The sequence below is a fragment of the Polaribacter marinus genome (genome assembly GCF_022662535.1).
In the GTDB taxonomy this organism is placed as follows: Bacteria; Bacteroidota; Bacteroidia; order Flavobacteriales; family Flavobacteriaceae; genus Polaribacter; species Polaribacter marinus.
In genome coordinates this window covers 161619-185717 of record NZ_JAKQYM010000007.1, presented here as the reverse complement: position 1 = coordinate 185717, position 24099 = coordinate 161619, and the positions used below count along the sequence as shown (strand labels likewise).

Annotated in this window: 28 protein-coding genes; 15 read left to right on the top strand and 13 right to left on the bottom strand. The window is 28.5% G+C overall.

The genetic code is table 11. From position 1 onward, the window contains the following. Nucleotides 1-9: 9 nt before the first annotated feature. The 5 genes from dapF to MC378_RS11055 all read left to right on the top strand — a co-directional run bounded on the left by dapF (nt 10) and on the right by MC378_RS11055 (nt 3911). Nucleotides 10-780: a diaminopimelate epimerase gene (gene dapF / locus MC378_RS11075; protein WP_242178833.1), complete on the top strand. Its 771-nt coding sequence runs from the start codon at nt 10-12 to the stop codon at nt 778-780. Next, the gene (locus MC378_RS11070; protein WP_242178832.1) at nt 780-1304 is read left to right on the top strand and encodes a GNAT family N-acetyltransferase; all 525 of its coding nucleotides are present in this window, start codon (nt 780-782) and stop codon (nt 1302-1304) included. Before dapF ends, MC378_RS11070 begins: the two co-directional genes overlap by 1 nt. A gap of 28 nt (nt 1305-1332) precedes the next feature. Next, nucleotides 1333-2358 (top strand): endolytic transglycosylase MltG, encoded by a 1026-nt coding sequence (mltG, locus tag MC378_RS11065; RefSeq protein WP_242178831.1) that lies wholly within the window; start codon nt 1333-1335, stop codon nt 2356-2358. Beyond that, the gene (locus MC378_RS11060; RefSeq protein ID WP_242178830.1) at nt 2358-3254 is read left to right on the top strand and encodes a DUF2279 domain-containing protein; all 897 of its coding nucleotides are present in this window, start codon (nt 2358-2360) and stop codon (nt 3252-3254) included. Before mltG ends, MC378_RS11060 begins: the two co-directional genes overlap by 1 nt. Before the next feature lie 132 nt (nt 3255-3386). Continuing rightward, a complete protein-coding gene (locus tag MC378_RS11055; RefSeq protein WP_242178829.1) occupies nt 3387-3911 on the top strand; it encodes a peptidoglycan-binding protein LysM in 525 nt (174 codons plus the stop codon). On the opposite strand, the gene lepB is transcribed toward MC378_RS11055, so the two are convergent. The 4 genes from lepB to dnaA all read right to left on the bottom strand — a co-directional run bounded on the left by lepB (nt 3908) and on the right by dnaA (nt 7268). Continuing rightward, complete coding sequence (gene lepB, locus MC378_RS11050; protein WP_274704125.1) at nt 3908-4540, bottom strand: signal peptidase I; 633 nt, start codon at nt 4538-4540, stop codon at nt 3908-3910. The genes MC378_RS11055 and lepB overlap by 4 nt on opposite strands. A gap of 52 nt (nt 4541-4592) precedes the next feature. Then, nucleotides 4593-5297: an SAM-dependent methyltransferase gene (locus MC378_RS11045; RefSeq protein ID WP_242178827.1), complete on the bottom strand. Its 705-nt coding sequence runs from the start codon at nt 5295-5297 to the stop codon at nt 4593-4595. 1 nt (nt 5298) lies between these two features. Further along, nucleotides 5299-5748, bottom strand: coding sequence for a low molecular weight protein-tyrosine-phosphatase (locus MC378_RS11040; RefSeq protein WP_242178826.1), 450 nt, complete (start codon nt 5746-5748; stop codon nt 5299-5301). A gap of 92 nt (nt 5749-5840) precedes the next feature. Next, nucleotides 5841-7268 carry a chromosomal replication initiator protein DnaA gene (gene dnaA, locus MC378_RS11035; RefSeq protein ID WP_242178825.1) on the bottom strand — a complete coding sequence of 476 codons (1428 nt, stop codon included), beginning with the start codon at nt 7266-7268 and terminating at the stop codon, nt 5841-5843. Nucleotides 7269-7440: 172 nt separating this feature from the next. Here dnaA and MC378_RS11030 point away from each other — a divergent pair, with 172 nt between their 5' ends. Beyond that, a complete protein-coding gene (locus tag MC378_RS11030; RefSeq protein ID WP_242178824.1) occupies nt 7441-7839 on the top strand; it encodes an acyl-CoA thioesterase in 399 nt (132 codons plus the stop codon). 12 nt (nt 7840-7851) lie between these two features. Here MC378_RS11030 and MC378_RS11025 read toward each other — a convergent pair whose 3' ends face one another. From MC378_RS11025 to MC378_RS10990, 8 genes are all read right to left on the bottom strand, one after another. After that, on the bottom strand, nt 7852-8763 hold the full coding sequence (locus MC378_RS11025) for an amidohydrolase family protein (protein ID WP_242178823.1): 912 nt from the start codon (nt 8761-8763) through the stop codon (nt 7852-7854). Between the two features lie 18 nt (nt 8764-8781). Continuing rightward, nucleotides 8782-9354, bottom strand: a complete 573-nt coding sequence (locus MC378_RS11020; RefSeq protein ID WP_242178822.1) for a Pycsar system effector family protein — start codon at nt 9352-9354, stop codon at nt 8782-8784. An 82-nt stretch (nt 9355-9436) separates the two neighbouring features. Then, entirely contained in the window at nt 9437-10387 is a 951-nt protein-coding gene (locus MC378_RS11015) for a succinylglutamate desuccinylase/aspartoacylase family protein (protein ID WP_242178821.1), read from the bottom strand. Next, nucleotides 10377-11252: a 30S ribosomal protein S6--L-glutamate ligase gene (rimK, locus tag MC378_RS11010; protein WP_242178820.1), complete on the bottom strand. Its 876-nt coding sequence runs from the start codon at nt 11250-11252 to the stop codon at nt 10377-10379. Before rimK ends, MC378_RS11015 begins: the two co-directional genes overlap by 11 nt. Then, nucleotides 11249-11689, bottom strand: a complete 441-nt coding sequence (locus tag MC378_RS11005; protein WP_242178819.1) for an ATP-dependent zinc protease family protein — start codon at nt 11687-11689, stop codon at nt 11249-11251. The genes rimK and MC378_RS11005 overlap by 4 nt, the downstream gene beginning before the upstream one ends. Nucleotides 11690-11749: 60 nt before the next feature. Continuing rightward, nucleotides 11750-13306, bottom strand: a complete 1557-nt coding sequence (locus MC378_RS11000; RefSeq protein ID WP_242178818.1) for an NAD(P)/FAD-dependent oxidoreductase — start codon at nt 13304-13306, stop codon at nt 11750-11752. Nucleotides 13307-13319: 13 nt separating this feature from the next. Beyond that, complete coding sequence (gene prmC, locus MC378_RS10995; RefSeq protein WP_242178817.1) at nt 13320-14168, bottom strand: peptide chain release factor N(5)-glutamine methyltransferase; 849 nt, start codon at nt 14166-14168, stop codon at nt 13320-13322. Further along, nucleotides 14165-14656: a GNAT family N-acetyltransferase gene (locus MC378_RS10990; RefSeq protein WP_242178816.1), complete on the bottom strand. Its 492-nt coding sequence runs from the start codon at nt 14654-14656 to the stop codon at nt 14165-14167. Before MC378_RS10990 ends, prmC begins: the two co-directional genes overlap by 4 nt. Before the next feature lie 53 nt (nt 14657-14709). Here MC378_RS10990 and MC378_RS10985 point away from each other — a divergent pair, with 53 nt between their 5' ends. Genes MC378_RS10985 through MC378_RS10965 form a run of 5 tightly spaced genes read left to right on the top strand, consistent with a single transcriptional unit; the run spans nt 14710 to nt 18287 of the window. Next, nucleotides 14710-15174: an LEA/WHy family protein gene (locus MC378_RS10985; protein WP_242178815.1), complete on the top strand. Its 465-nt coding sequence runs from the start codon at nt 14710-14712 to the stop codon at nt 15172-15174. Further along, nucleotides 15175-16212 (top strand): bifunctional diaminohydroxyphosphoribosylaminopyrimidine deaminase/5-amino-6-(5-phosphoribosylamino)uracil reductase RibD, encoded by a 1038-nt coding sequence (gene ribD / locus MC378_RS10980; RefSeq protein WP_242178839.1) that lies wholly within the window; start codon nt 15175-15177, stop codon nt 16210-16212. Next, a complete protein-coding gene (locus MC378_RS10975) occupies nt 16205-16810 on the top strand; it encodes an HAD hydrolase-like protein (protein ID WP_242178814.1) in 606 nt (201 codons plus the stop codon). The genes ribD and MC378_RS10975 overlap by 8 nt, the downstream gene beginning before the upstream one ends. 2 nt (nt 16811-16812) lie before the next feature. Then, nucleotides 16813-17673: an EamA/RhaT family transporter gene (locus MC378_RS10970; protein ID WP_242178813.1), complete on the top strand. Its 861-nt coding sequence runs from the start codon at nt 16813-16815 to the stop codon at nt 17671-17673. A 2-nt stretch (nt 17674-17675) separates the two neighbouring features. Beyond that, a complete protein-coding gene (locus MC378_RS10965; RefSeq protein WP_242178812.1) occupies nt 17676-18287 on the top strand; it encodes an IMPACT family protein in 612 nt (203 codons plus the stop codon). A gap of 59 nt (nt 18288-18346) precedes the next feature. On the opposite strand, the gene lon is transcribed toward MC378_RS10965, so the two are convergent. After that, nucleotides 18347-20821: an endopeptidase La gene (gene lon, locus MC378_RS10960; protein ID WP_242178811.1), complete on the bottom strand. Its 2475-nt coding sequence runs from the start codon at nt 20819-20821 to the stop codon at nt 18347-18349. A gap of 183 nt (nt 20822-21004) precedes the next feature. Between lon and ttcA the strand changes: the two genes are divergently transcribed. The 4 genes from ttcA (at nt 21005) to MC378_RS10940 (ending at nt 23779) form a co-directional block, all read left to right on the top strand. Further along, nucleotides 21005-21799, top strand: a complete 795-nt coding sequence (ttcA, locus tag MC378_RS10955; RefSeq protein ID WP_242178810.1) for a tRNA 2-thiocytidine(32) synthetase TtcA — start codon at nt 21005-21007, stop codon at nt 21797-21799. A 130-nt stretch (nt 21800-21929) separates the two neighbouring features. Continuing rightward, entirely contained in the window at nt 21930-22496 is a 567-nt protein-coding gene (locus tag MC378_RS10950; protein WP_242178809.1) for an RNA polymerase sigma factor, read from the top strand. Beyond that, a complete protein-coding gene (locus MC378_RS10945) occupies nt 22486-23010 on the top strand; it encodes a hypothetical protein (protein WP_242178808.1) in 525 nt (174 codons plus the stop codon). Before MC378_RS10950 ends, MC378_RS10945 begins: the two co-directional genes overlap by 11 nt. Continuing rightward, nucleotides 22994-23779: a hypothetical protein gene (locus MC378_RS10940; RefSeq protein ID WP_242178807.1), complete on the top strand. Its 786-nt coding sequence runs from the start codon at nt 22994-22996 to the stop codon at nt 23777-23779. Before MC378_RS10945 ends, MC378_RS10940 begins: the two co-directional genes overlap by 17 nt. Nucleotides 23780-24099 lie beyond the last annotated feature (320 nt).

Genomic DNA, 24099 nt, shown 5'->3' with positions numbered 1-24099 from the left:
TTTGCTCTAATGAAATTAGAATTTTATAAATATCAAGGAACTGGAAACGATTTTGTCATGTTAGATAATAGAACAAAAATCTTTCCAAAAGAAAAAACTGACATTATTTCTCATATTTGTGACAGACATTTTGGAATTGGTGCTGACGGTGTTATTTTAATTGAAAACGATGATTTTTTTGATTTTAAAATGATTTATTTTAATGCAGATGGAAGCGAAACTTTTTGTGGAAATGGAGGAAGATGTGCTGTAGCTTTTGCAAAAAAATTAAATATTATTGATTCAGAAACCAATTTTATTGCTGTTGATGGAGAACACTTTGCAGAAATTAATGATACTACCGTTTCTTTAAAAATGATTGATGTTGATGAAATTGAAGTGAAAGAAAATACTATTTTTGCTTTTACAGGAACGCAACATCATGTAGAAATTGTAGATGATTTAAATAATTTCCCTGTATTAGAAAAAGGGGGAAAAATTAGATACTCATATAAGGAACCTGGAAGTAATGTAAATTTTGTACAACAAATTAACAATACAACTTTTAGAGTTAGAACTTACGAAAAAGGTGTTGAAGATGAAACATTAGCTTGCGGAACAGGAGTTACAGCAGTTGCAATTGCAATGCACAAAACAAACAAAACAACAAGTAATTTAATTTCTTTGCCTGTAGAGGGTGGTCTTTTAGAGGTTTCTTTTACCGAAGAAAAAGGCATTTATAAAAATGTGTTTTTAAAAGGGCCTGCTACTTTTGTTTTTAATGGAAATATCAATATTTAATGAAAACACTTTCAAATACAAATATTAATTTACGTGCCTTAGAACCAGAAGATTTAGATTTTCTCTATCAAATAGAAAACAACGAATCATTTTGGGAAATAAGCCATACACAAACTCCTTTTTCTAAATTTGTACTTAAGCAGTATTTAGAAAATGCACATTTAGATATTTTTGAAGCAAAACAATTACGTTTATTGATTGAAGAAAAATCAACAAAAAAACAATTAGGGATGATTGATTTGTTTGATTTTAACCCACAACACAATAGAGCAGGAATTGGTATTTTAATTCATCCAGACTTTCAACAAAACGGATTTGCATCTGATGCTCTTTCCATCTTAATAAACTATGCTTTTTCTTATTTAGGTTTGCATCAATTATATGCAAATATTACATCTGATAACTTTAAAAGTTTATCCTTATTTAAAAAACATAACTTTAGAGAAGTTGGTATTAAAAAAGATTGGATTTATTCTGATAGAAATTTTAAAGATGAAATACTATTTCAGTTGATAAAACAGTAACTTTACATCCTTTTAAAAATATTTACAATTGAGCAAAAAAATCATATACATATTAACTACCATATTATTAATTGGTGGAATTTTAAGTTATAATTATTATCAAAAAATATTTGGGAAAACAATTACCAAAGATTACGTTTTATTTGTACACTCAACAGATAACTTATTAGATATAAAAAAGAAAATTGAACCTTTTTCTAAGAGTCCAGAAACTTTTCTTTGGATTGCTGCCAAAAAAAGCTTTTCGAAACCTAAAGTTGGTAGATATGTACTAAAAGAAGGAATGTCTAATAATGACCTTGTAAACATGTTACGAAGTGGAAGACAAACACCTTTAAAAATCTCTTTTAATAATCAAGATACTTTAGAGAAATTTGCAGGTAGAATTGCAGAACAATTGGCAGCAGATTCTATTTCATTGCTTACCTCTTTTTTAGATAAAAAATTCTTGTCAGATAATAAACTAACAGAAAAGTCTGTACTTCAAATTTTTATTCCAAATACTTATGAATTTTATTGGACCGTTTCTCCTAAAAAATTTAGAACAAAAATGTTAGTAGCTTATAAGAGATTTTGGAACGAAAGTAGATTACAAAAAGCAAAAAAATTAAACTTATCACAAGATCAAGTAATGACTTTAGCTTCGATAGTTCAAAAAGAAACTGCACAAAAATCAGAAAGACCAATTGTTGCAGGATTGTATCTAAATCGTCTTAATAAAGGTTGGCCTTTACAGGCAGATCCAACAATTATCTATTGCGTGAAAGAAGTAAAAGGACAAGATTATGTTGTAAAAAGAGTTTTAACTGTAGATTTAGAAATTAATTCGCCATACAATACTTATAAGAATACAGGTTTACCTCCTTCTTTAATTGCAATGCCAGATATTTCTGCTATTGATGGAGTATTAAATGCAGAAAAACACAACTACTTTTATATGTGCGCTAGTATTGACAAAATAGGATATCATGAATTTTCTAAAAGCTTAGCACAGCACAATAGAAATGCAGGGAAATATCAGCGTTGGCTTAATAAACAAGGGGTAAATAGATAATGAGAAACATTGTTTTATCCTTTTTTTTATTTTTTGTTTCACTTGCTTCAATTGCTCAAACTTCTTCATTTTATAAAAAATCAGATACTTTACATCTTAAAAGAAGAAATACGATTATTATTACCGAAAGCCTTTTAGCAGGTGGAACTTTACTAGCCTTAAATCAACTTTGGTATAAAGATTATCCACGTTCTAATTTTCATTTTACAAATGATAATTCAGATTGGAAGCAAATGGAAAAAGCAGGTCATTTTATGACATCTTATTATCTTGGTAAAATGAGTATGGAAGCATTAAACTGGGCAGGAGTTTCTAAAAAAAACCAACTAATTTATGGAGCTACTTTTGGTTTTACATTCTTAACTGCTGTAGAAGTTTTAGACGGATTCTCTAAAGAATGGGGAGCATCACCTGGAGATATTCTTGCAAATGCAGCAGGTACAGGTTTGCTAATTGGACAAGAATTACTTTGGAAAGAACAAAGAATTACAGTAAAATACTCTTTTCATCAAACAAGTTATGCAAAACTAAGGCCTAATACTTTAGGAGAAAATTTTATTCAACAAGCGTTAAAAGATTATAACGGACAAACATATTGGCTTTCTGCAAATATATGGTCTTTTAACAAAGAAAGTAATTTTCCAAAATGGTTAAATATTGCTTTGGGTTATGGTGCAGACGGTATGTTGTATGGAGAAACTAAAACAACAAACCTATTAACACAAGATCCTTACAGACAATTTTATTTGAGCTTAGATCTCGATTTAACAAAAATCAAAACAAAATCAAAATTTTTAAAATCTCTGTTTTCTGTTGTCAATTTCATAAAGATTCCTGCTCCAACCTTAGAAATTAACACTAAAGGTAAGATTAAATTTCATTATTTATATTTTTAGTAAATTTTAACATATTGATTATCATTAAGTTATATTTTATATTGTAATTTTGCACCCGCTAAACAGAAAGATAATATTATCAAAAAGTTTATATTTTTAATTACTACATTATTTTTATTTACCAATGCTACATTGGAGGATAAAAAAACCGAACCTAAAGCAGCTATTTCTTTACCGAAATATGTAAACTTTAATATTCCATATATTCAAAAAAACTTTGTTGCTTTTAAAGAAGCTGTTGCTTTTAAAGAATCTCAAGGAAAATATAAAGTTGTAAATACATTAGGCTATTTAGGAAAATATCAATTTGGGAGAACTACTTTAGAGCGCTTTAGAATTTATGATACAAATGCATTTTTAAAAAACCCTGAATTACAAGAAAAAGCTTTTGTTGCTTTATGTAAAGTAAATAAATGGATCCTAAGAAAAGACATAAAACGTTCTAGTGGAAAAATTATAAACGGAATAGAAATTACAGAATCGGGTATTTTAGCGGCTGCACATTTAAGTGGAGCAGGAAATGTGAAAAAATTCTTACGTAGTAATGGAACTCAACGTTTTTCTGATGCTTACGGAGCGACGATTCAATCTTACTTAAAGAAATTTGGAGGCTATGATGTTTCTATGATTATTGCAGATAAAAATGCAAAAGTTTAGATAATTATAAAAATAACTCCAGTAATTTTCTCCTTATCAATAAAGCCTATATTTCTAGAATCAAAAGTAGCATCTCTACTATCGCCTAGAACAAATACTTTATTTTTAGGAACAACAATAGGCCCAAAATTATCTTTATTCCAAGCTTTGTTATAAATAGTTTGAATATCATTGTCTATAAACCGACTGTCTTCAATTAATCTAGTTACATTAAAGTCTAATTTATCGACCATAAAATCTTCTAATAAAAGTTTAAAATTTACAGAATCTAATCGCTGAAAAGCTAGATTATCAAAATCAAATTTACTTTCTTTAATCTTGTTTAAGTTTTCTTTTTCTGTTTTATAAAGATGAACTAAGTTTCTATTTTCATCAATATTAATGTTGTTTACAAAAACAACTCCATTTATTATTTTAATTGTATCAAATTCTGCTGCAACTAACCGATGAACTCTAACGTGATTTCCTAAAAAAGTATCTTCAAAATTGTAGCAAATAAAATCACCAACATTTGGCGATATTAAATTTGTAGCAAGAGTTTTAGAACCTATAGACATGTTAGGTTCATTTGCAGGAGTTGCCATATTGTAAAAAACCAATAATCTAGTAAGCCCTAAAACATAATACAATAAGAACTGTGATACTAAACAAAAAAGTATTTACTTTCTTTTTACTCATACTTTACTTATGAATAATAAATATAGCAGGTTTTTTATGTAAATCTGGTTGCTGATGTTTCCAATCTTTTATCATTAAAGTTTTAATAAACTCTGTTGGTAATGTAATGTCTGCAGCTATACATAAATTTGTAGTTGGTGTTAATGTTGCTTTTAAATCTGACAACATTTTTTCATTTCTATACGGAGTTTCTATAAAAATTTGCGATTGATTTTTATCTTTAGATAATTTCTCTAAATCTTTAATGGCTTTTTTTCTTTCTCCTTTTTCAATAGGCAAATAACCATTAAAAGCAAAATTTTGACCATTCATTCCAGAACTCATCATAGCCATTAAAATAGAACTTGGTCCAACCAACGGCACCACTTGTATTCCTTTTTCATGAGCTAATTTTACAATACTTGCTCCTGGATCTGCTACCGCAGGCACTCCTGCCTCCGAAAGCAATCCTACATTAATTCCTTCTTTACAAATATCTAAATATTTTCTAGTTTCAATTTCTTCTGCATATTTATCTAACAGCATTATTTGTAGAGATGGTTGCGATTTTTTTGGAGAAATTTTCTTAATAAATCTTCTTGCAGATTTTTCATTTTCAACAATATAGTAGTCAATTTGTTCTATTACCTTTTTTACAGATAAAGGCATTACTTCTAGAGGTTCTGTTTCTCCTAAAGTTGTGGGAATTAAATAGAGTTTACCTATCATTTTATAATTTTTTACTGATGAGTTCGCAAGCTTCATCTAACATTTTATATACATTTTCAAAACCTTCTTTTCCTCCATAATATGGATCTGGAACACTTAAGTTTTTATTTGGATGCGAAGCATTTAATATCAATTGAACTTTTTGTTTATCTTCTATGTTTCTTGCCAAGGAAAGTATGTTTGCGTAATTACTATCATCCATAGCATAAATAACATCAAACTCATCAAAATCTTTTATTAAAAATTTTCTTGCACGTTGATTGGTGATATCTATTCCGTATTTTTTAGCAACTTCTATAGAACGCAAATCTGGAAGATTACCTATATGATATGCAGCAGTTCCAGCAGAATCTACTATAACAGTATTAGAATTTACTTTAGATTGTAAAATACCTTCTGCTAATGGAGAACGACAAATGTTTCCTAAACAAACCATTAACACTTTATGCATAAAAATATTTTTTGTTAAAAATAAGAAACTATTTTCCTCTTAAAAAGTTTAAAAGAAGATAATTTAAAATCAATAAGTTTCTGAGTTTTTTTTTAGAAAGTCAACTTTTTTGTTAAATCGTCAACATATTTCTTAAACTGCTTATCAGTTTCAGTTAAATTGTCTACGGTTTTACAAGCATGTAATACTGTTGCATGGTCTCTTTGCCCAATTTGATTACCAATACTTGCCAAAGAAGTTTTTGTTAATCTTTTAGCAAAAAACATAGCTAATTGTCTGGCTTGAACAATATGACGTTTACGTGTTTTAGATTGTAAAGTAGCTACATCCATATCAAAATACTTAGAAACTTCTTTTTGAATGTAATCTATAGAGACTTCTTTCTTTGTATTTTTTACAAACTTATCTACAATTTGTTTTGCTAATTCTACAGAAAACTCTTTTCTATTAAAAGAAGCTTGTGCAATCATAGAAATAACAACACCTTCTAATTCTCTAACGTTAGATTTTATATTTTTAGCAATATATTCTACAATATCTTCAGGCATTTCGACACCATCTCTATACAATTTATTTTGCAAAATAGAAATTCTTGTTTCGTAATCTGGAGCTTGTAATTCTGCCGATAATCCCCATTTAAAACGAGAAAGTAAGCGTTGTTCAATATCTTGCATATCTACAGGTGCTTTATCCGAAGTTAAGATTACCTGTTTTCCATTTTGATGTAAATGATTAAAAATATGGAAAAATACATCTTGTGTTCCTGCTTTACCTGATAAGAATTGCACATCATCAATAATCAATACATCTATCATTTGATAGAAATGAATAAAATCATTTCTAGTATTCGATTTTACTGAATCTATAAATTGTTGTGTAAATTTTTCCGAAGAAATGTATAAAACGGTTTTGTCTGGATATTTATCTTTAATATCAACACCTATAGCGTGTGCTAAATGTGTTTTACCTAAACCAACTCCGCCATAAATTAATAATGGATTAAAAGAGGTTCCTCCGGGTTTATTAGCTACTGCCATACCCGCAGAACGTGCTAATCTATTAGAATCTCCTTCTACAAAATTTTCAAAATTATAATTAGGGTTTAATTGAGATTCTATTTTAACTTTTTGTAATCCTGGAATTATAAAAGGGTTTCTTAATTCTCTTTTGTTAGATTCTAAAGGAATAGTAACTTTTTGTGGTTTTAAAGGATCTCTATTTGAGCTAGGAATTTTTACAATTTGCGGTCTGTTGCTACTGTAATTATTTTCCATTTTCACATCGTAAATCAATTTAGCATCACTACCTAATTGTTTTACCAATGCAACACGTAATAATTTAATATAGTGTTCTTCTAACCATTCATAAAAAAATTTACTTGGTACTTGTATTGTTAATGCTTCTCCTGAAAGTTTTACTGACTTTATTGGTTCGAACCAAGTCTTATAAGCTTGTGGTTTGATATTATCCTTTATAAAAGATAAACATTCATTCCAAACAGAGTCAGCAGTTAAATTCATTTGTTGATAAGGTAGTTTTTTTGGTTACTAATTATGCAAAAAAAGTGGAGAATTCCTCTTTTTCTACAGCAATACAAAAGTGTGAATAAAATTCAGTATAAAAAAATCAATTTGCTATTGATTATTAATTATTTTTTACGTAAAATGGTAAAAATTCAATTGTTTAAATATTTTGAAAAAATCATCAACAAAAACAAGAGTTCGGTATTCTGAAACCGACCAAATGGGTGTGGTATACCATGGAAACTATGCTCAATTTTTTGAATTAGGGAGAACAGAATGGTTACGTTCTTTAGGCGTTACATACAAGGATATGGAAACAAGTGGAATAATGCTTCCTGTAATTTCTTTAAACTGTAATTTTATTAAATCTGCTCTTTATGATGATATTTTAACCATACATACTTTTCTTAGAAAAAAACCGATGGTGAAAATTGAATTTGATTATGAAATTCTAAATCAGAACGATGAATTAATCTGTACAGGAAATTCTGTATTGGCTTTTATGAATATGAATACATTAAAACCAGCTCGTTGTCCTGATTATTTATTAAAAAGTTTAGGCTTTTAAAAATTACTTTATTTATTTTTTAAAACCATTTTGCCTAATAATTTCTAATTCATCAAAAGAAAAAACATTGTTTTTATAAAGTCGAAACAACTCGTCTGAAACCGTTGCGTTAAATAAGATTAAATCGTCTGTATTTACAGTAACATTTATACCTTTATCAAAGAGTTTTCTTACTTGATGCTGTTTTATATCTTTTACGGTACCTAGAGAAATATTACTTTGTGGACATACATTTAATCTAATATTTCTTTCAAAAATTAAATCCATTGTTTTTTCAGACTCTACTGCATTTATTCCATGTTGTAATTCATCTGGTTCTAATAAATGAATGGTTTCATTTATACTATTATAATCAGAAAACTCACCTATATGTGCTTTGGTTTTAATATGATTTTTCTTTGCTGTTTTAAACAATTCTTGAAAAGGAGTAAGATTTTGATTTGCTTCTTTACCGTAAATATCCATTCCATTAAACTCTCCAGAAAAGATACATGCTTCACCATAAGCATAAACTTTCTCTAAAGGCAAATCTTTATTAATACCAATGTCTGGTCTAAAATCAATTTTAGATTTATATTTTTCTTTAATACGTTTTACTTCTGAAATTACTTGCTCAATAGAATCATCAAAAAAACGAGACAAACCAACATCAACACTTGCTTCTAAAAGCGTAACATTATCATCAATACTGCTTTCTATAGCTATTTCCATAAAATTAACAACATCTACTTTTGTAAGCATTATCTTATTTAAATGACCGTAAATAAAATCTATCATACCTACTAAACCATCATAATTTTTAGGAAAATTAATGCTAGTATTCGGGTACTTTTCTAATAGTTTTTTTTGCGAACCACCTAAATGAAAATGATTATGTACGTCAGCTTTTGGAAGCTTTAAAAAGGTCTCTTTAGTATATTTCAATAAATTAAGTTTTACAATTTAAAAAATTACATAAAAAATGTATTTTATAATTAATATTAATAATATCGCTAAACTAATTGCTAAATAACGTAAGGATTTGTTTACATTTTTAAATTTAGCTGCTGTTATTTTAGCGTTAATATAAATCTGCTGACCTAATTGATCATACAACTTCTCTTTATCTATATTTACATCCATAAAGGCTTGAGAAAATTCTTTAATGTCTCCAAATTTAGAAATGATATCTCCAAAGAAAAAAACATTTTTTTCATAATTTTTTTCTATTCTTGGGATAAAACTTCTAACACTATAATACATAGATATTAGTGTACTTACAAGCCATAAAACAGCTAAAATATGTGCAAATCCAAATGAAGTAAAACTTCCTTTTGCGTTATCTATATTTTGATATACAAAATTAAAAATGATTCCATAAAAAGATAAAATTAATCCCGCTTTTAATTCGGATGATTTAATTAATCCTATAAAATATTTCATGGTACCCCAATAATGAAAGGATAAATCTTTACCATCTAAATCCTCTATAGAATGGATTCTTTTAGTTTTAATATTTTTTTTGGTTGGCTCCATAAATTATGACTAAGAATATTTCTTTGTCTATATTAATAATTAGGTAAATCTAAATATAATTTCTTTTATTCGCAAATAGCAACTATTCATCAATACTTAAATGAAATAATGCTTCTCCTTTATTAACAATTGGAGTTTTATTGATACAAAACACATGGCAATCAAAAGGGGCATAAATTTTCTTTTTAAATTCTCCAAACGGATCTTGAATAACCCCTAAAACCTCTTTCTTTTTTACAAAGGTTCCGTTCTTAGCTCTAATTTTAAACATTCCCGAATGCGATGCTCTTAACCATTTTGCTTTGTTAATAAAAATAGGAGTTTCTCTAACTGTAATTTCGCCTTCAATTAAACCTAAATGGATCAAAATATTTTTAGTTCCATTAACACCTTCGTTTATTATTGTTGGATTTAATTCCTTCGATTTTCCTCCTTCAAATAACAAAATAGTTTTGCCCATTTTATGCAAAGTATCTCGTAACGATTTGGTAATGTTTTCAGAAAAAACAATCATTGGAGGATTAAATATTTTTGCCAACTCTAAAGCTTTTTGGTCTTCTTTGTTACATCTTATCTGAGCAATATTATCACGCTCTCCTCCTCCTGTATGAAAATCGACAACATAATCTACAAAAGGAGCAATTTCTTTAGTAAATTGATATGCAAATTGACTCGCCAAAGAACCGTTTAATGAGCCAGGAAACATTCTATTTAAATCACGTCCGTCTGGAAACTCTCTCGTTTGAATTAAATACCCAAAAATATTAAATACAGGAATACAGATAATTGTTCCAGTAATCGGTTTGTTTATTTTCTGACTAATTATTTCTCTGATAATTCCAACTCCATTTGTTTCATCTCCATGAATACCTGCTAATAATAAAACAACGGGACCCGGTTTTTTAGAACGTTCTATAATTACAGGAACATTTACAGTGGTTCTTGTATGTAATTTAGCTACTTCTAAATCTAAAACGGTACGTTTACCTTCAGGAATTTCTTTTCCCAAAAGAACAAAAGGTTTATTCTGCATGAATTTCTAAATATCTAATAATTTCTTTAGCAATATTTTTCCCTGTAGCGGTTTCAATTCCTTCTAAACCTGGAGATGAATTTACTTCTAAAACTAAAGGTCCCTTTGAAGACTGTAACATATCTACACCAGCCACACCTAAACCTAAAGCTTTGGTTGCTTTTAATGCCGTTTTTTCTTCTTCATCAGTTAATTCGATAATTGTTGCATTCCCTCCTCTATGTAAATTAGAACGGAATTCACCTTCTTTTCCTTGGCGCTTCATTGCTCCAATTACTTTTCCATCAACTACAAAAGCTCTAATATCTGCACCACCTGCTTCTTTAATAAATTCTTGTGCAATCACTCTTGCTCCGAGACCATTAAAGGCTTCTAAAACAGAGGTTGCAGCATTTTTTGTTTCAGCTAAAACTACACCTAAACCTTGTGTTCCTTCTAATAATTTTAAAACCAAAGGTGCGCCTCCAACAGATTTAACAACATGCTCTACATCTTTAGTATAATTTGTAAATACCGTTTTAGGCAAACCAACACCTGCTCTTGCTAAAATTTGCAAACTGCTTAATTTATCTCTAGATCTTGTTAATGCTTGTGATGTTACAGAGGTAAAAACTTTCATCATTTCAAATTGACGAATTACGGCTGTTCCGTAGAAAGTTACAGAAGCTCCAATTCTAGGAATAATTGCATCAATATTATCTAGGTACTCTCCTTTATAAAATATTTTTGGAGATCTTTTTTCTATTTCGATATTGCATTTTAAATGATCTACGACTATGATTTCATGACCTCTTTTTTCAGCAGCTTCTACCAGTCTTCTTGTTGAATATAGCCTTGGGTTTCTAGATAAAATTACAATTCTCATTTTAGTTTATATTTTAATTTATGTGATAAATTTTTCTTTGTAGTGTCTATCACAAATTTTTTATTTAAAAATTTTCGTCCTAATAATATAGGAAACTTCATTTCTTTCCGTTCGCTTAATGTTAAATGAATGAGAAAAGATTCATTAAAAATTACGATTTCTGTCTCAATTAAAAATCTTTTTTCAGAAATCCCATTAGAACTTTTTACTTTTTTAAATGTGTATTTTTTTGTGGAAAATTCTTTATTATTATAAAAAACATGTTCTGGATCTAACAACTTAAATCTTATAAATCGCTCATTATCAATAACAAATTCTTCAATATTTGAACAATGTATAGAAGATGTATAAGCACCAGAATCAATTTTAACATCAATATCCGAAAGTGATAATTCTGGAAAATCAGCTTTATCGACACGTCCAATTGTAATTTTCATTTACTTAAGTTATATTGAAGTAAAATTAGGAATACTTATTCATAAAAAGACAAAAAAGCGCTATAATTTTGCGATTGCGGCTTCTGCACATCTTTCTCCATCCATTGCTGCAGATATAATTCCTCCTGCATAACCACCACCTTCTCCACAAGGAAACAAACCTTCTATTTTAGTGTGTTCTAAATCCTCTTTTCTAGGAATATTTACAGGTGATGAAGTTCTAGATTCTACCCCAATAATATTGGCTTCGTTTGTGTTATATCCATGCATTTTTTTACCAAAAGCATCAAAACCTTTTCTTAAACGACTTCCAATAATTTTTGGCAATAAGGAATGTAAAGGTGCCGATCTTAATCCTGGTTGATAAGAACAATCATTTAAATCTGTTGATAATTTACCTTCAATAAAGTCTGTTAATCTTTGTGCTGGTGCGGCTTGGGTTCTTCCTCCTGCAAAAAACGCAATTTTTTCTAGATCTTTTTGAAACTCTAATCCTTTTAAAGGTCCAAACGCATCGTATTTTTTGAAATCTTTATCAATATCTAATTCAACAACAATTCCTGAATTAGCAAATTTATTATTTCTTTTACTTGGAGACATACCATTTACAACAACTTCTCCATTTGCAGTAGCTGCAGGAACAATAAATCCACCAGGACACATACAAAAAGAATACACACCTCTATTATTTACCTGATGCACCAAACTATAAGCTGCTGCAGGTAATAACTCGTCTCTTTCTCCAGAACAATGATATTGAATTTGGTCTATAATTTCTTGAGGATGTTCAACACGAACTCCCATAGCAAAAGATTTTGCTTTAATAGTAATTTCTTTTCTGTGTAGCAATTCATAAATATCTCTAGCAGAATGACCGGTAGCTAAAATAACTGCATTCACAGCCATCTCATTTCCATTTTGAAGTTGAATTGCTTGTAACTTATGATTCTTAACAACAAAGTCCGTTACTCTTGTTTCAAAATGAATTTCTCCGCCATATTTTATAATATTCTCGCGAATATTCTGAATTATTTTGGGTAATTTATTCGTTCCAATATGCGGATGTGCATCTACTAAAATTTGCTCTGTAGCTCCATGAAAAACAAGGTTTTCAAAAATACGTCTAACATCTCCTCGTTTTAAACTTCTTGTATACAATTTCCCATCAGAATAGGTTCCTGCACCACCTTCTCCAAAACAATAATTAGAATCTTCATTTACAAAATGATCCTGATTGATCGCTTTTAAATCTCTTCTTCTATCTTGAACATTTTTACCACGTTCTAAAACAATAGGCTTATAACCTAATTCTATACAGCGTAATGCAGCGTACATTCCTGCGGGTCCAAAACCAATAATATGGATTTCTTTGGATTTAGAAACATCTTTATACTCAAAAATATAATCTGATTTTTCTGGAACTTGTTCATTTATATAAACAGCAACTTTATAATTAAAAATAATATCTTTCTTACGAGCATCAATAGATTTTCTAAGAACTTTTATCGCAGAAATTTCATTTTTATCGATTGCTAATTGTTTAGAAGCTTTATATAAAAGAATATTTTCTTTACGCTCTTCAATTAAATTTACACGAAGTTGAATTTCTTTAACCATTTTGCAAAAGTAATTAAATTATAAAGGCTTTTATCATTCGATCATTACCAAATAAATCTTTCTTTAATACAATATTTGTAAAACCTTTTTCTTCTAACATTTTTACTGTTTCTACTCCTAAATATTGATTGATTTCAAAAAATAATATTCCTTTTTCAGAAAGATATTTTTTTGCTAAATCGGCTATTTTGTTATAAAAAATTAATGGATTATTGTCATCTACAAAAAGTGCTAAATGAGGTTCGTTATTTAATACATTGTTGTTAATTTCTACTTTTTCTAATTCACGAACGTAAGGAGGATTAGAAACAATCACGTCAAATGAATGTGATAAAGTGTTTGTATTAAGAATGTTTTTTTCTATAAAATTAATATCAACTTTGTTTAAAATTGCATTTTTATTTGCTATGATTAATGCTTCTTTAGAAACATCTATTGCAGAAATTACAGCATTAGGTAAATTCTTTTTTAAAGAAATAGGAATACATCCAGATCCTGTTCCAATATCTAAAATTTGTAAGGGTTTATATTGATCTACTTCAGTAATAATCCATTCTACTAATTCTTCAGTTTCTGGTCTTGGAATTAAGGTCTTTTCATTGACAACAAAAGGTAAGCCGTAAAATTCTGTTTTCCCTAAAATATACTGTATGGGTTCTTCTTTTTGCAATCGTTTGACAACCGTTTTTAGAAGAACTAATTTCTCTGTAGGAATTAAAAAATCAGGTTTTAAAACAGCATCAATTCTTTGAAAACCTAAATACTCTTCAATCAATAAAAAGAAAAAAGTATCAACTTCTGTTTTTGGATAAATAGGCAATAATACTTCCGATAAATAAACTTTAAAATCTTTTAAAATCATAATTTTTTAATCATCCAAACGTTACAAGAATAGTGACCAGTATTCCCTATTGGTTTCTCTAAATTAACAAAACCATTTTTTTTGTACAAAGCTTTTGCAGCATCCATATATGGCATGGTTTCTAAATAACAACTTTCATAACCCAATGATTTTGCTTTATTTAAACAAGTATTTATTAGCTTAGACCCCAAGCCTTTTCCTCTTGTAATTGGCAAAAAATACATTTTTTGAAGTTCACAAACATTCCCTTCATAATTATCTAATTGAGCTATTCCTACTCCACCTACAATCTTTTTTTTATGTTCAATGACATAATAAACCGAAGTCGATTTTTGAAAATTTTCATACATTTCATCAGTAGCTTTATCTTCATAAGCTGTACCTACTTTTGGTACACCAAACTCAATTAACACACTTCTAATTACTTTTGCAATTTGCGAATTATCTCGAGGTTCAATTTCTCTAATGATAAAATCTTCTGTTGACATTTAATAACTTATTTTTGCAGTAGCAAGGTATCGAAAATTTTAAAATAATTTGAATGAAAAAACTACTATATTTTATTACTTTAAGTTTACTAATTAGCAGTTGTGCTGTAAAGAAAAAACCAATTTTTATTAAAGTTGATAATATAAAAATAGTTTCTTTTACTTCAGATACTATTCGTTTAAAAGCAGAAGCGTTTTTTGAAAATCCAAATGATGTTGGCGGTAAAATTTCTACAGATGAAATTAAAGTAATTATAAACGGAGCCGAAGTTGCGCAAGTTTCTTCAGATGAATTTAAAGTACCAGCCAGAAATGAATTTACCATTCCTTTAAATGTTGTAGTACCTGCTAAAAAGGTTTTTGAAAACAATAAAAATGGTATTTTAGGTGGATTGATAAATTCTGTTTTAAATAAAACCGTTAAAGTTCAGTTTAAAGGCAAATTAAACTACGTTGTTTTAGGTTTTAAAAAAGAATTTATAATAAACAAAACAGAAGATCTAAAGATTAAATTTTAAATTATCAATCACGAATTTTACATAAAACGTTGTTTACAAATTGCTAAAAACGGAATTGGAACTTCTCGTCCAAATCCTTCTGTTGGCGCAGTGATAACACATCAAAACAAAATCATTGGAGAAGGATTTACATCACCTTACGGCGGAAATCACGCCGAAGTAAATGCCGTAAATTCTGTAAAAAACAAAGCTCTTTTAAAAGAAGCAACAATTTACGTAACCCTAGAACCTTGTTCTCATTTTGGGAAAACTCCACCTTGTGCAGATTTATTGGTAAAACATCAATTTAAAAATGTAGTCATTGGTACTGTAGACTCTAATGATTTAGTGGCAGGAAAAGGAATTGACCGTTTAGAAAAAGCAGGAATTAATGTTATTGTGGGTGTTTTAGAAAAAGAATGCAGAGCACATCATAAACGCTTTTTTACAGTTCAAGAAAAAAAAAGACCTTATATCATCTTAAAATGGGCACAAACCCAAAATGGATTTATTGCACCTCATTTTAAAAATGAACAAAAACCAGTTTGGATTTCTAATACATATTCTCAACAATTAGTCCATAAATTAAGAAGTAAAGAGCATGCCATTTTAGTAGGTACAAATACGGCTATTGCAGACAACCCTAAGTTAAATGTTAGAAATTGGTCTGGAAAAAATCCTATTAGAATTGTATTAGATAAAAGCTTACGAATTCCTAAATCTTTAAATGTCTTTGACGGAAGTATAAAAACTATTGTTATAACAGAAACAAAGCTAGAAGACAAAAAAAATGTAATTTTTGAAGAAATTAATTTTTCTGAAAATATAGCAAAGCAAATTTGTGTTGTTTTACAAAAACATAAAATTCAATCGGTAATTATTGAAGGAGGCACACAAACTTTACAAACATTTATTGATGCCAATTTGTGGGATGAAGCAACCATTATTATTGGAAATGTTCTTTTTGAAAAAGGAATAAAAGCACCAATAATAAAAACGAAAAAGACAAAAGAAATAAACATCCAAAATGATGTTTTAAAATTTTATAAAAATGATTAAAAATATTATTTTCGATTTTGGAGATATCTTTATCAACTTAGATAAACAAGCTACTTACAAAGAAATGGCTAAATTAGGAGTTACCAATATTTCTAATGAAATGATGGCAGTTTATCATCAATATGAAAAAGGATTGATTTCTACAGATGAATTTGTAGATTTTTATCATCAAACAAGTAATATTAATAAATCCGACTTAATACGAGCGTGGAATGCTATTTTGTTAGATTTTCCTAAAAATCGTTTTCAATTTATAAAAGAATTATCTGCCAGTAAAAAATACAGGTTATTTTTATTAAGCAACACAAACGAATTGCATATTTCTTGGATTCAAGAAAATTGGGGAATAGAATTGTATAATGAATTTAAAAATTGTTTCGAACAATTTTATTTATCGCATGAAATTAACTTTAGAAAACCAGATGCCAACATTTACAATTTTGTGATCACTGAAAATAACTTAATAGCTAAAGAAACTCTATTTGTAGATGACTTAAAAGAAAATACAGTTGTTGCAGAATCTTTAGGAATTAAGGTTTGGAACTTAACTCCAGGACAAGAAGATGTTGTAGAATTATTTACTAAAAAAATTATTTAATTTTGATATATCTAGTTTTAAGCATTCTAATTTCTAGTTTGTTATTTGTTATTTTTAAACTTTTTGATATCTTTAAAATTAACACTTTACAAGCAATTGTTGTTAATTATATAATTGCTTTATCTTTTGGTATTGCAACTTCTAATACGTTGGTTCCCATTACTCAAATTCCGCAACAAAATTGGTTTATTGGTGCTTTTTGTTTAGGCTTTTTATTTATTTCTGTTTTTAATGTTATGGGAATAACTTCACAAAAAAACGGACTATCTGTTGCTTCTGTTGCAGGGAAAATGTCTGTAGTAATTCCTATTGTTTTTGGAATCATTGTTTATAATGAAGGCATAGGTTTTGTTAAAATTACTGGAATTGTACTAGCCTTAATAGCGGTGTATTTATCTTCTGCAAAAAGCGATACAAATCCTGTTAAACTTAAAAATTTAATTTTTCCATTATTGCTTTTTGTGGGATCCGGAATAATAGATACCGGATTAAAGTATGTAGAAACAACATCCGTTTCATCTGGTGAAGAACCCTTATTTTTAGCAACCATTTTTGGGTGTGCTTTTATTTTAGGTATTTTTGTTATCATTACTCAAATGATCAATGGCAAATTTAAGTTCCAATTTAAAAATATTTTAGGAGGCGTCTTATTAGGAATCCCTAACTATTATGCAATGGAGTTTTTATTAAAAGCCTTTAAAACAGATATAGAAAGTTCTATCTTATTTACCATTAATAATGTAGGAATTGTTTTATTAACCACCGTTTTTGCCTTGTTATTTTTTAAAGAAAAACTGATTAAAAAGAATTGGATTGGAATTGGTTTAGCAATCATTAGTATCTTATTTGTTTCATTTGCTTAAATATGGAAATAAAAGACACGTATAAAACTATTGGAATCCCTTCTAAAGAAACTCTTTTCAAAGAAAAAGGAAGTAAATTTTTTGGATATGCTTTTCCTGTTTTTTCAGAAGATGAAGTTAAAATCTGTATAGAAGATTTAAAAAAGAAACATCATGCTGCACGTCATTTTTGTTATGCGTATCAAATAGGAATTGAACAAATTAAATTTAGAGCAAATGATGATGGAGAGCCAAACAATTCTGCGGGTTTGCCAATTTATGGACAAATTCAATCTTTTGAAGTTACCAACATTTTAATTGTTTCAGTTCGTTATTTTGGAGGAACAAAATTAGGCGTTGGCGGTTTAATTTCTGCTTATAAAACTTCCGCTCAACTTACATTAGAAGCTTCTGAAATTTTAGAAAAAACAATAGATTTAAGGTATCAACTAAATTTTGGTTATGATTTAATGAATGCTGTAATGAGAATTGTTAAAGAGAGAAACCTAAATATTGTTTCTCAAAAATTAGAAATAGATTGTCAATATATTATTTCTGTCAGAAAAAAAGATGCACAAATTATTTTTGAAATTTTTGAAAACCTTTATAAAGTTAATATTAAACTTTTAGACTAAAGTTTAAATTTTGTTTTAATAAAAAAAGCCTCCAAATTGGAGGCTTTTTTTATTAAAATTTAATCTAATTTCTTAGGATTTTTGACCTTTTGTTTTGTCAATGCAATATCTATTACTTGTTTCATATCCGTAACATAATGAAAAGTTAAACCTTTTAAATAACTTTCTTTAATTTCTAAAATGTCTTTTCTATTATCTTCACATAAAATTATTTCTTTAATATTAGCTCTTTTAGCTGCTAATATTTTTTCTTTAATTCCACCAACAGGTAGCACTTTTCCACGTAATGTAATTTCACCTGTCATGGCTAATTTATTTTTTACTTTACGTTGAGTGAATGATGAAACTAATGAAGTTAACATTGTTATTCCTGCACTAGGTCCATCTTTTGGCGTAGCTCCTTCAGGAACATGAATATGAACATTAAATTTCTCTAATACCTCTGGCTTAATTCCAAATTCATCTGCATTCGATTTAATGTATTGCAAAGCAATGGTTGCAGATTCCTTCATTACATTTCCTAAATTACCTGTTATAGAAAGTGTTCCTTTTCCTTTTGATAAAATAGACTCAATAAATAAAATATCTCCACCAACTTGTGTCCAAGCTAAACCTGTAACAACTCCAGCAACTCCATTATTTTCATATTTATCTCTTTCTAATCTAGGAGCTCCTAAAATAGTTTCAATTTCTTCTGAAGAAACAGAAATATTATACTCTTCTTCTAAAGCAATAGATTTTGCAGCAAAACGAACCACTTTAGCAATTTGTTTTTCTAAACCTCTTACCCCAGATTCTCTTGTATAACCTTCAACAATTTTTTCTATTTGAGCTTTTCCTAATTTTAAATCTTTAGTGGTTAAACCGTGTTCTTTTAATTGTTTAGGCAATAAATGTCTTTTGGCAATTTCTACCTTTTCTTCAATAGTATAACCTGTAACATTTATAATTTCCATCCTATCTCTTAACGCCCAAGGAATTTGACCTAAATTATTAGCTGTTGCAATAAAAAGTACTTTTGATAAATCATATCCAACCTCTAAATAATTATCGTAAAAAGCTTCATTTTGCTCGGGGTCTAAAACCTCTAACATTGCCGATGAAGGATCACCTTGATGACTATTACTTAACTTATCTATTTCATCTAAAACAAAAACCGGATTAGAAGATCCTGCTTTTTTTAAATTCTGAATCAAACGCCCAGGCATAGCACCGATATAAGTTTTTCTATGACCACGAATTTCAGCCTCGTCCCTTAATCCACCTAAAGACATTCTAACATATTTACGTCCTAAAGCTTCTGCAACCGATTTACCTAAAGAAGTTTTACCTACTCCTGGAGGTCCATACAAACAGATAATTGGCGATTTCATATCGTTTCGTAACTTTAAAACTGCCAGATGTTCTATAATTCTTTCTTTTACTTTTTCTAAACCAAAATGGTCTCTATCTAAAATTTTAGTTGCTCTTTTTAAGTCAAATTTATCTTCTGTAAACTCTCCCCAAGGCAACTCTAACATTAATTCTAAATAGCTTCTTTGCACACCATATTCAGCCATTTGTGGATTCATTCTTTTCAAACGAGACAATTCTTTATGAAAAGTTTCATCTACCTCTTTGGTCCACTTTTTACTTTTGGCTTGCAAACGCATTTCTTCTAACTCTTGGTCATTAGAAACACCTCCTAGTTCTTCTTGAATAGTTTTTAACTGTTGATTTAAATAATACTCACGTTGTTGTTGATCTAAGTCTTCTCTAGTTTTAGACTGAATATCATTACGCAATTGTAACTTCTGAAGTTCTTTATTTAAATTAGTTAAAGCCAATAACGCACGTTCTTTTAGATTGTCTTTTTCTAAAATTACTTGTTTTTGCATTACACTTAAATCCATATTTGATGAAATAAAGTTCACCAAAAATGCATCCGATTTAATATTTTTAATTGCAAAAGAAGCTTCTGACGGCAACATTGGGTTTTCTTTAATTACCTCTAAAGCTAATTCTTTTATAGACTCAATGATGGCTTCAAATTCTTTTTCATCATCTACTACTCTATCTTCTACAGCTTCTTTTACCGTTGCTTTTAAATAAGGCTTGTCTTGAACAATTCCATCAATTTCAAAACGTTTCTTACCCTGAATAATAACCGTTGTATTACCATCAGGCATTTTTAAAACTCTTAGAATTTGCGCTACAACACCAGTTGTATGAATATCTTTTAAAGTAGGTTCTTCTACTTCTTCATTACGTTGTGCTACAACTCCAATAATTTTATCACCTTTATTGGCATCTTTAATTAACTGAATAGATTTATCTCTTCCTGCTGTAATAGGTATTACAACACCAGGAAATAAAACCGTATTTCTTAACGGAAGAATTGGTAATATGTCTGGTACACTTTCATTATTTATGATTTCTTCATCTTCTGGTGTCATTAAAGGAATTAACTCAGAATCTTCATTCATTATGTTTTGAAAGGACAAACTGTCTAATTTTATAATCTTTGTTTTGCTCATCTGCTGTATATCTGTCATTCTGACATTGATTTATAAAAAATTAAAAATCAATATCTATGTTTTATTTTATAACTTATTGATAAATAAATACTTAAAAATAAAATATTCATTATCATTATTAATAAAGACAATTGTTATGCCAAATGATTTTATTAAGAATCTAATTGTAATAATCGCTAAGTAAATATTATTTTTGCCTTTATGGAAAACATCAAACAAACCACCAAAAAAATACAGAATGCTGTTGCTGAAGCAATCAAAAAATTCTCTATGATAGCTGATGGAGACAAGATTATGGTTTGTCTATCTGGAGGGAAAGACAGTTATACCTTATTAGATATGATGTTACACTTCCAAAAAGTTGCGCCAATTTCTTTTGAGATTGTAGCCGTTAACTTAGATCAAAAGCAACCTGGTTTTCCAGAAGAAGTATTACCCAACTATTTAAGCCAATTAAAAGTTGATTATAAAATTATAGAAAAAAACACTTATAAGGTTGTAATGGACAAAACTCCCGAAGGAAAAACAACCTGTAGTCTTTGTTCTAGATTGCGTAGAGGTACTTTGTACGAAGCTGCTAGAGATTTAGCTTGTAATAAATTAGCACTCGGTCATCATAGAAATGATATTATTGAAACCTTTTTCTTAAACTTCTTTTTTGCTGGAAAAATGGAAACAATGCCTCCTAAATTTATAAATGATTCTGAAGACTTAATTGTTTTAAGACCTCTGTCTTTTTGTAAAGAAAGCGATATTGAAACCTACTCTAATGCTAAAAATTTTCCTATTATCCCTTGTAATTTATGTGGTTCTCAAGAAAACTTACAACGTAAAAAAGTAAAGCAAATGATAACCAACTGGGAAGTTGATTTCCCTGATAGAAGCTCAGTTATGATGAATGCTTTACAAAATGTATCTCTTTCTCATTTATTAGATCAAAACCTATATGATTTTACATCTCTAAAAAGTAAAGTTGTAGTGTCTACATCCTCTTAAAGCTATTTTTTTATTTGATAAGAATAAAGAAGATTAGTAAAAAAACAAATTTCAAATAAAAAGTTTACTTTTATTTCTAGAAAGTGTCACAAATTAAAAATGATTTTGTCTCTAGAATAGATACGTTTTATTGGAAACCAACCAACCACATATAACCAAACTTGTAGAACGCTGTAAATCATCAGATAAAACCGCTCAGTTACAATTATACAAAGCTTATTATAAAGCAATGTTTAATACTGCGTTTAGAATTTTAAAAGATGAATTTGAAGCAGAAGATATTATGCAAGAAGCTTTTTTAACAGCTTTTACAAAGTTACATACTTTTAAAGGAGAAGTTACTTTTGGAGCTTGGTTAAAGCGAATTGTAATTAATAAAAGCTTAACACAGCTTAAGAAAAACAATAGGTATGAAGAGGTTAAAATGGAAGTAGTTACCAATGATGAGCTGAAAGAAGAAGTTATAAACTACAAGGGCTTAAATCCTAAAGATGTACTAACAACTTTAAATAGTTTAAAAGAAAATTATAGGTTGGTATTAACTTTAAATTTAATTGAAGGATTTGATTATGAAGAAATTGCACAAATTTTAAATTATACAAACGAAAACGTTAGAACTACTGTTTCTAGAGCAAAGAAAAAATTAAAGCAAGTTTTACTTGCAAACAACATTAAAGCACAAGCATATGGAAGATAAATTGTATCAATTTTTTTCTGAAAATGAATTCGATTACAAAGAACCACATTCTGGTCACTTAGAACGTTTTGAACGCAAACTTAACGCGCCAAATAAAATAAATAAAACTTCTTGGAAATGGCTTTCTGTAGCTGCTTCTGTAGTGTTAGTTTTAGGTTTTTGGTTAGGAAGTAATCATCAAAAACAACAATTAGATTTGGCAGATATTTCTCCAAAAATGGAAGAAGTACAAAGTTATTTTGTTTCTACAATCAATCAAGAATTAAAAACTTTAGAGAAAAACAGAAGCTTAAATACAGAAACTATTATTGAACAAGCATTAGATCAATTAGAAGAACTTGAAGAAAACTACAATATTTTTATTACCGAACTGAACAATAATGGTAATCAAAGAAAAATTATTAGTGCAATGATTAAAAATTATCAACAGCGCCTAGAAATCCTAGAAAATGTCTTAAAACAAATTGAATACATAAAAAACCCTAATCTATTAAACGATGAAATCTATATATAAAATCACTTTTTTGCTCTTTTTTCTTCCAATAATAGCGGTTGCAAATAATGATAATGATAAAGCAAAACACGAAAAAAATAAAACCATAAAAAAAATATTTACAGTAAATCCCAATGCTACCGTTGCTATCAGTAATAGATATGGAGATTTAAACATTACAACATGGAAAGAGAATCGTGTAGAAATTGAAGTTATTATTACTGTAAAAGGTGAAGATTTAGATGATGTAGAAGCTAAATTTAACTCGATTAATATCGCATTTAATGCAAGCCCATCATTAGTAGAAGCAGAAACAATTTTTGAAAAAACAAAAAGCAATTGGTCTTGGTGGAAAAAAAGTAAAAATGTAAACTATAAAATTAATTATATTGTTAAAATGCCAAAATCTAATGCTGTTAATTTAGAAAATGATTATGGAAGTATTTACTTAGACAACTTAAAAGGGAAAGCAAATATAGACTGCGATTATGGAAAAATTTATCTTGGAGAATTATCTGCAAACAACAATAATATTAATTTAGATTATTGCTCTTCTTCTTCTATTCTATATATGAAAAGCGGAACCATAAATGCAGATTACTCTAAAATAACAATAGAAAAATCAGATCAATTAAAAGTAACCGCAGATTATTCTACAATAATATTGGATAAAGCAGGTACAGTAAATTTTAACTCTGATTACGGAAGTATTGTTATTGATGATGCTGAAAATATTAATGGAAATTCTGATTATGTTAGTATGCGATTTGGAACAGTAAGAAAAAATTAAAAAATTGATACTGATTACGGATCTGTTAGTGTAAAAAGATTAGTAAAAAACTTTGAAAATGTAGATATTGACGGAGAATATACTGGCATTAGAATTGACGTAGATACAGATGCTGTTTTCGATTTTATTATAGATTTACAATACGCTAGTTTTAAAAGAGAAGATGATAAAATAGAATTTTATAAAAGTATTTCAAAATCAACAAAAAAATATTACGAAGGTAAATTTGGAAAAGGAAAATCGAATTCTAAAATAAAAATAAAATCACAATTTGGTGGAGTTTCCATTAAATAATAATTAATTAAAATCAACTAAAAAAT